This is a genomic window from Nostoc flagelliforme FACHB-838 (genome assembly GCF_014698065.1).
Taxonomy (GTDB): Bacteria; Cyanobacteriota; Cyanobacteriia; order Cyanobacteriales; family Nostocaceae; genus Nostoc; species Nostoc flagelliforme_B.
Genome location: NZ_JACJSI010000253.1, coordinates 1 through 8,389, shown reverse-complemented (window position 1 = coordinate 8,389; position 8,389 = coordinate 1). Strand labels below are relative to the sequence as shown.

5 protein-coding genes and 1 pseudogene are annotated in these 8,389 nt (G+C 43.2%); 4 read left to right on the top strand and 2 right to left on the bottom strand.

Going from position 1 to position 8,389, the window contains the following annotated elements; translation table 11 throughout:
• The first annotated feature begins 706 nt into the window (after positions 1-706).
• The gene (locus H6G97_RS39585; RefSeq protein WP_190946107.1) at positions 707-1,366 is read left to right on the top strand and encodes a hypothetical protein; all 660 of its coding nucleotides are present in this window, start codon (positions 707-709) and stop codon (positions 1,364-1,366) included.
• Between the two features lie 53 nt (positions 1,367-1,419).
• On the opposite strand, the gene H6G97_RS39580 is transcribed toward H6G97_RS39585, so the two are convergent.
• Entirely contained in the window at positions 1,420-1,560 is a 141-nt protein-coding gene (locus H6G97_RS39580; protein ID WP_190946106.1) for a hypothetical protein, read from the bottom strand.
• Positions 1,561-1,767: 207 nt separating this feature from the next.
• Between H6G97_RS39580 and H6G97_RS39575 the strand changes: the two genes are divergently transcribed.
• The 3 genes from H6G97_RS39575 (at position 1,768) to H6G97_RS39565 (ending at position 5,360) form a co-directional block, all read left to right on the top strand.
• Positions 1,768-2,793: a hypothetical protein gene (locus H6G97_RS39575; protein WP_190946105.1), complete on the top strand. Its 1,026-nt coding sequence runs from the start codon at positions 1,768-1,770 to the stop codon at positions 2,791-2,793.
• 61 nt (positions 2,794-2,854) lie between these two features.
• Positions 2,855-3,142: a hypothetical protein gene (locus H6G97_RS39570; protein ID WP_190946104.1), complete on the top strand. Its 288-nt coding sequence runs from the start codon at positions 2,855-2,857 to the stop codon at positions 3,140-3,142.
• A gap of 1,555 nt (positions 3,143-4,697) precedes the next feature.
• A complete protein-coding gene (locus H6G97_RS39565; protein WP_190946103.1) occupies positions 4,698-5,360 on the top strand; it encodes a tyrosine-type recombinase/integrase in 663 nt (220 codons plus the stop codon).
• Positions 5,361-5,462: 102 nt separating this feature from the next.
• Here the strand turns inward: H6G97_RS39565 and H6G97_RS39560 are convergent.
• Positions 5,463-8,097: pseudogene (locus tag H6G97_RS39560) on the bottom strand (DUF3854 domain-containing protein); the annotation flags it as partial.
• Positions 8,098-8,389: the final 292 nt, after the last annotated feature.

Here is an 8,389-nt window from a genome sequence, read left to right as displayed (position 1 = left end):
GGGTTGATATTACTCGAACCGCGCTACCCAATGTATGGTCAAATTCCCAAAATGTCCATATTTTTTTCATTGCTGATTTAGATGTTACTTACGCCAATTATGCTCACGCACAAATTCTTTCTCAACTTTGCTCTTTTATCTATGACATATTCCTACTTAAAAGATGAAGAAACTTTAGTACTGTTTTTTTCCGTACTCAAGTGACTTGTTCTTTCTTCATAATTGTTGTACTATTTTTTATTTGCTTTTTTACAAAACGTAGTAACACAAAATCATCCTGCGCTATAGAAAGATCCAGAGGTCGCTATCACCTCACCTACCATTAGGGCTGTGAACTGTATCAAACAGTAGCGCGACGATATATCTAGACGCTCTGTGCGCCATTGCCTCTATGTGATTTCAGTTGCCGATGGCTGTGGAAGGGTAGAACTATGACTAAAAACTGTTAAAACTTGATTGCATATATGCGACAAATATGTATAATATTTGCAGCTTGTAGTCAAGCATTCTTAGGCACAAGACACGAATAAATCAGCCCAGCCGTATCAATAATATTTTTGGCAAAACCGAGATATCTAGGCGCTTTCGCCTTGAGGGCGAAAGCGACGGCTGGGCTGATTTATTTATTGGATCTCCCTTAGAAGTAGATATTGCTTAAACAAGAAAATCGCTAATTAATTTCGCGTATTAATTGTTGGAGTTTTTTATGAATAAAATAGGTTTACTCATAGCCCTTGTTTTGATAGGTGCGGGTACTGGGGCTTGCCAGTCTGAAGGAGACAAGGTAGCTCAGGCAGAGAATGATTATGGGGCTAAGTTAACTGATGTGCAAAACCAAAAAGATAAGGAAGTACTGGAGCAAATAAGGCAATATGTAGAAGAGACACCTAACTTATATAGAATAACCTGGAAGGTATGCGGAGACTGGAACGCTCCGTACAAAAACGGAACAAGGTGCAACGAAACCAAAATCCCTCGAACTAAGGGATATTTCCAGCCTGTTTATGTGTGGGGAGCGGATAGAGTTCAGTTTGTTAACAAACAGGATTTTGTAAGTAATTTTTGGACTACAGGACTATTTGTGAAATCAAGAGGATGCTTAAATTTAGGGAAGCCGCGAGAAGAAGGCTTGTACAATGTGAAAAATTTCATGCTCAAGAAAACAGGCACTACTCCTACGCCAGAGAATGTGAAAGTTGAAGTTTTGTCAAAACAAGAGAAGCAAAAGGTAGTAGAACTTGCCTTCAAGGACGCAGAAGTAGAAAATTATGCGCTGACAAAGTTCGGTGTGTCAGCAACCACAGGATTAATACCCACTGGAAAAACTTGCTTAACAGTAGACGAATGGAAGAAGACGCAATCGTAAAAATCAGGCACAGTCGCTTCCTTTGATCGCAATTCAACCTCCGCAATTACTTCCTATTCCAGCACCACCAGCCACAGATATCTAAATAGTCCAGCGCAGCGATCGCTTCCCATTGCAGCACCAACAGCCTCTCTCGGTTTGGGGTCAGAGGGAACAGTGAAACCCAAAATTTTTGATGTGAGCAGCGCAGTCAACAGCGATCGCCAGTGGTTTCGGCGTATCAGTGGCGGTACTTGACGCGGGGCGGAGTATTGTCATCCACGCTCTTGCGGTTATGCCATCGCTTTATATCTGATTACTCAAATACTTTACAATAGGTCTAAAACTGTCAATTCTTTTCTAATTCACTCGATGTCGTTTCATAACTATACGAGTGTCGTAACGTATAGTTAATTCCAAAGATGAATAGCCCCTTTCCTTTATCACCTCCCCAAAAAGCAATCGAGTCACTATTCGCATTGCGAGATTACTACGCACCTCTTGTAGAAGATTACGAAAAATTATATACCCTAGCCAAAGCAAATCTCACTCATGTAGAAGCTCTATTATCTAACTGGCCTTCGACTGAGGAGGTGGATAATGATAATGAAGAATTCAACTCTGAAAAAGGAAAAAATTTCTTCTTATTCTTAAGTGAGGAATCTGTTAATGACGATGTTGAACCTATTACCGATCCTTTATTAGACGATTCACAGGATACATCACCAGTCGCAACCCAATTGCTTGACTCCACTCAACAAAACATATTCACACTTATACAAGCTTGGTCAGGTGAAGAATCTGATGCAGCTACAGATAGTCCATTCCTCCTAGAGCCACCGATAGAAACATCAACTCAACAGCGAACGCTCTATGGAATCGAGACGGACATGCTGCCTATTTTCCAATCCCTGTCTCGCCCGGAAGCTATTGAACAGGTTTTGGCAGAACACATTGGCACAATTGTTCACATCGATTTTATTGTCAAAATGCTCTATGGGGACTTACAGCCAGAAGTGTTTAAAGTGCTAAAACACAGAGTTCAATCATCCCTCATTAAGGGCAAGGAAACTAACAAATGGTTCAGTGTCCCAGGAAAACCCGGATGTTTTACTATCTCTTTAACTTTGCTCCCCAAACCGGAGACGAAAAATTCGTCCACCAGAGTCAAAGGCAAAAATAAGAAACAAGTTTTGCCGCCCCAGCCCAAAGAGATACCAATGCTCGAAGAATTTCAGGGTCAGTTTTTAATTGATGCACTAACAACTTTTCTAGAAAATAATTCGGGTAAAGTTTTCGGGGTTTCAGAAATTACCAACGCAATCTATGGCGAACTCACTGCAACTGAGATTAGAGAAGTGAAAAACAAGGTATTGAATGAGTTATCACGGGGTCATCGCACAGGGCGATTCACTAGGGTTCCTGAGCAGATTGGTTTTTATACCTGAGACTTAGAGTTGCTCAACAAGTAAATTAAATCCCGCGACGTTGCTACCGCCAAACGATTAATTGAATTTGAACAACGGCGCAATCCTACCCGCAGTCTTGACTGGTGCATGGAAAAAGCACTGTGGCAAGAATGGCACGCTTGTAAAGCGTAAATCCCTGGTATTCCTGGATGAAAGGGTGTGGGGTTGCAGGTATTGGGGAATTAAGAAGATGTTGAACTTTTTGACGCACTCGCATTCAATTGTCTGGAACACTACCCCCAACACCCTACCCCATGCTCTGACGACGTTTCACATGAATCTTCGTGCCATTCCACTGTGGCAACTAGAACGCGATCGCCGTTTCTAAGTTAGTTCAACCAGTAAATAGTTTTGCTCACGCACATCAGTTATTTAGCAAAGTTTTGTAATTTTTTATACTTAAATTCCTCATTCACTGATTACTTCATGCCTATACTAAGCGATGGCGTAACCGCAAGAGCGTAGCTGCTCGCTCTATGAAAATCGCAATTTGCCGACCAATGGTCGGCAAAAACTTAATTATGATTCTGAAAAATTAATCCTTTATATGAGCCAAGATCGAGGGTGTTAAAAGGAGCGGGAATTTGCAGACCACCATGCCAAACGATGTCTGTGCCTTCCCTTATGCCCTCTGTATTACTTTATTTTTTGTAATCTATAACACTGTCTTTTACGCAATTATAATTACTGTTGGCATCGCTATACAGTAAAACTTTCTGCATTATACTCATCTAGGTAATAGGCTAAAGGAACCTACCATCAACTTATTTTTTTACCTAGACAAGTATCATGATACAGTACGGGGGTTTTGTTCGATGTTAAAGTTTTATTTTTAACTGTATAATTTACGACATAATAAATTAACTCGCAATCACCTAAAGTCTCTTCGCCCATCAGGGAGCATCTTGGCGTTCACCCTGAGAATTGATTCAGGACAAGTTCGGAATCAATTGCAGAAAAGTTTGAGTTTTTGGCACGCAAGTTTTACCCGTTTCTTGAAGAATTTTTTATAGAGGAATCAAGCCACTCTCAAAAAATAAACTAAAAATGACTCTATAGTTTTATGGCGTGATAGCGATTAAATAGCGGGTTATTCGGATAAGGCTTCATTTGGCACTGAAGCAACAGAAGCAGGGGGAAATTTTGTATAAGTTTCTTAAAATAAGCACCTTTGCCCCTTTTCTTTAACCCAAACCTACACCTGTAATATTTGTGTATTTAAATGCTAGGAGTATGCTCTTTGACCTAATGCATCACTTATTAACTATAAAGTCATTATTGGTTTATTTTTTTCACCTATTTTTAGGTTTTTCTTTTAGAGGTGTATTTTTAGGGGGAACCACAAAAAAAAGATACCAGCCTTGTTCTTAATTGCTCGTTGTGTGGCGTGGATCTGGATCGTACTTTCGTATCTTTATGAGCGGGTAAGTGCCTTACCACCCAAATCGGGAAAATTGACTTGCCTGAAGACGAACCGATCACTTACTTGGGTAGGTACCTACACGTTGAAAACACATTGTAATTTCAGACATCAAAAACTAACTTGCCATTCGGTAAAGTCCCAACGGCCGTTTCTGCATTGTTATCAATATTGATATTGGCTAACCACAACAACTGGTGCTTTCAGGTGAAAGCTGCGGCGATTGCACGGAGCGCAACTGTCCATTGGCGATTGCGAATAAATATAGACATCACCCCGTAGCAATTCCAGCATCAATCATCTTCGCCAGACATTGAGTATTAAATATCCTCAGTGATGACGCTAATCGCTGAAAATACCCATACTGCTCATCTGCATAGCTGCGAAAATTGCACCCCTGGCAAAACCTGTCCCGTGGACTGGGATAATAAGAACAGGGCCGGGTGTTGATGGGACAGCAACCTTGAAAATTGATAGGCATGGTCGAGCAAAGATTCTGTCTTTGCAGGAAATCCAACTTCTGTTCTCGCAGGGGGTAGACTCGCTACGAGACAAAGCGCTGTTTGCGGTGATGCTTTACACAGCGTGTCGGGTGAATGAAGCAGTGACGTTGCTTAAGCGCGACGTATATGATGCCAAAGGAAAAGTCAGAGCCAAAATCATCTTTCGCAAAGGTAACACGAAAGGGAAACTGGCTACCCGTGCCATCCCGGTAATTCAAGAATTGCGAGTCAGGTTGCAAGCATATAAACCGCGTGATGATTCTCCTTGGTTGTTCCCTGGAAATGCTGACCACTCAAGAGCCAATAACCACCTACACCGAGATTCGGCACTGTGGATATTGCGAGTCGCTTGCAAAAAAGTAGGAGTTGAAGGCGTAAGCTCTCACAGCTTTCGGCGCACAGCACTCACCTCGATGAGTAATGCCGGGATTCCCTTAAGAGTGATTCAGGAAATTTCTGGGCATCGCACGTTGGACGAGCTGTACAAGTACCTGGAGGTAAGAGAAGATCAAGTATTGGGAGCGGTATCATCTTTAGCACTACTTGCTCCGGTCGATGAAGACGACTTCGGGAAACCCAACTTTGTCGAAGTGACCGATAATTCAGTGCATGAAAGCTCTTGACCCCATTTTACCAAAAAATTGATTTAGCAAAGCAGCATCAGCACAATTGCTGAAAGCAAAAGTAGAAATTGCTTCAATGATGCGGTTAGTTATGACGAAAGTTTAGCCCCCCGACATCGGTAACACCTCTTCACTTAGCAAGGTGTAAAATTCAGGAACTTGAGATTCCACAAGTCGCAGTTCATTTGCCGCGATCGCTTCAAGTTCCAGCACCGTATCCCAGCGCAAATCCTCAACCCATCGCTTAAGGATGCCCTTAATCGCGTCCACCCCCTGCTTGATACCAGAGCGTAGCATTTCCACACAATGGAGTAGGGTAGTGCGATCGGTCGGAGGTGACTCAAATTCGGTAGTATCCTCCCCTTGGCAATGGGAGTTCCCTATAGCATCAAGGGGGGGTGTGGATACGGCCTGCTGATTGGGGTTTACACTATACGCAGCAGGGGTTTTGGGGTCAGTGAACGATTCTTCGGGTGGGGCTAAAATGGCCTCAAGTCCAGCAATTGCTCTAATTAAGCGGCCACCTTTATCCATTTCTACGAGTGATTCGGTAACTTCGATGCCGTAAGAATCAGAAATGCGGAACTTTTCACATTCAAAAATTTTTCACATTCAAAAATTTCATTAGGGTCAAGGTAATCTTTGCTCTGACGGGCACGGTACTCACTCAAAGTAATATTCTTAGCCTTGGCAACAGCCGAATTGTGGGCACGATCCAAAGCTTGTGCTGCTGCTTTAAGACTTTCGAGAGACTGAGGATCTGAATCACTGCCCACATATATAAATGTATTGCCCATTTCGGTGAGAAGCGATCGCAAGTCATCGCGCAGATTATTGAGAGAATAGTGGCGGTTAGCCATAATTTGACAATAGGCATGCATCTAAGGCCCAATCTTTCTCCGCTCCCCGCTTACCCGTTTCTCTGTCAATCCGCAACAGAAAAGCGGTCATTTCATTGGTTTGGAGCAAGCGCTCTTTAATCTTGGATGCGTTTGTATCCTTGTAACCAAAGGGAGGACGCGGGGCCACCCAAATATGAAACGGAACTTTCGGGCGATACCGGTACAGTTGTTGGGCACACTCAGTAGCGGTTTGGGAAACGCCGTGAAAGACACCAAACACTAAATCAAAATGATACTCGGAAATATCGACACCAGTCCCCAGGCTAGGGGAAGTGAACAAGGCATCAAAGTTTTTAACGGCGTTGGTGATATCTTTGATGAAAGCGACATTTTCATCACTGCCAGAATTATCGGAATGAACCGACCAGATACGCCATGAAGCCCTACGGGCCGGGCAAGGGGTAAGGGGTAAGGGGGAAAGGGTGGAGGAATCTGTTAATTCTTCCTTTTCCCCTTCCCCTTTACCCTTTTCCCCGCCAAGTTCACTTGGCGAACTACTAGATTCTTCGTACTTGATAGTAAAGGATTTGTCGAGTTTTTTGATGAAACGCTTACTGTCACTTGCAACCATAACTTTTTCTCCAAGCATCAGCGCTGCCGAGATTTGGGCGACTATGGCGCTAGAATTATCCCCCTCGTACCAATAAATTGTGCGTGAACCGTTTCGCCACTCGTTTTTGATAATGTACGGGACTTCACCGAGTGGTCGCATTGCAAGAAAGAAGTTTACCGTTAAATCATCCATGTGTGCATCAGCGATGACGACCAGTGGCGCATTGTATACTATATATTCCAGTACCTCCAAAATGGCGGCGCGATATTGTTTGCAAGTATTACTGTGCAGCAGGTGGGTAAGGTATTGGCAGGCTTCATCTATAAATATGCAGCCGTAGGTGAGAGACTGAGTATTCAACTTATGCAAGCTGTCAATAGTAATACTAAGGGCTTGGGCCTGGGCTAAACCTGTGTAACCCAAGTCTGAATACATCGCCGTCCGCAAACGTTCGGCAAGATTTTTCAACAAGTTAACCCGATGTCCATTGTTGAGAAATCTGGCATCAGGATTTTGGTCACGCCACCAGCGCATAAGTTCAGTTTTACCAGTGCCCATGTCGCTCCAGAGTACGACTAGTCCTGATTTTGGGAAATTGAAGGTAATTGAAGGTAGGGGATTTCTTCGATTTGTCTGAATCAACTCCGCCAGAATCGGTAGACTCCTTCTTTCTTTGATGTCCTTTTATAGATGGTGTGAAAAGTTGTTCCTTTTCAAGCTCATAAAGCTCAGGCACTGTCAAGCATTTTTCTTCAAGTTCAGGAATGCACAAAGCTTCAGAGAGATACAAGACATTAATAGTGACATCCGGTTTGTATTTGCTAAGTCCCCATTTTTTAGCCCGATACGAGCGCTGGTAATCTTTTAGTGATTTGGCATCGTCTATAATTGCAGTCAGCAGAGCATTGGCATCTTCACTGCGACTAACTACAAAATCATCAACGCCTTTTTCTGGCCCCGGCAGTAATGCAACTTCACATTCACAACCAGCCGATTCGATTGCCTTTGCAGTGCGAACAGTGGCTTGAAACACCGACCACCTGGTTTTAGCTTTTGTTTCGTGGTCAAAAAGAATTATGAACTTGCGTCCCGCCTGAGCCATTGGTACTAAGTCAGGATGCAACCGTTCATCAAAATCCTGTTTGCCGACGCGCCCGTTCCAAATTCCTGGGAGTGCGATCGCTACAAACCCCATACTGAGCAAGCAGGCCGCTTTTTTTTCGCCCTCGCATAAGATAACTGGAATCTCTGGATGTTGCTTTATCCACTCCCAGAAAGTAATTTGTAAATTTTTCTGCTGAGAGTCGATGTCCAATTCTTTGTGCTGCCCAACCCATGACCAGAATATTAAGGGATTGAGTATGCTTTTTGTTTCCAATGCTACTCGGTAACTTAACTGGGCGATTTGCGTTAGGATTGCCTGGTATTGTCCTAGTTGCAAGAGCAAAGGCAAGAGAGCGACATTGCGAGAAGCAGCGTTCTTTCGACTTTTAAGCCTTAGCTTTTTCCCACGTTTTGCAAAAAGTACTTGTGCAATATCGGAAACGTTATAGCGCCGTGCAACTAGATTCAAA

Bases quoted from the DNA above. Each gene is read 5' to 3' on its own strand.
- H6G97_RS39585 (WP_190946107.1), top strand. From the start codon at position 707: ATGAATAAAATAGGTTTACTCATAGCCCTTGTTTTGATAGGTGCGGGT.
- H6G97_RS39575 (WP_190946105.1), top strand. From the start codon at position 1,768: ATGAATAGCCCCTTTCCTTTATCACCTCCCCAAAAAGCAATCGAGTCA.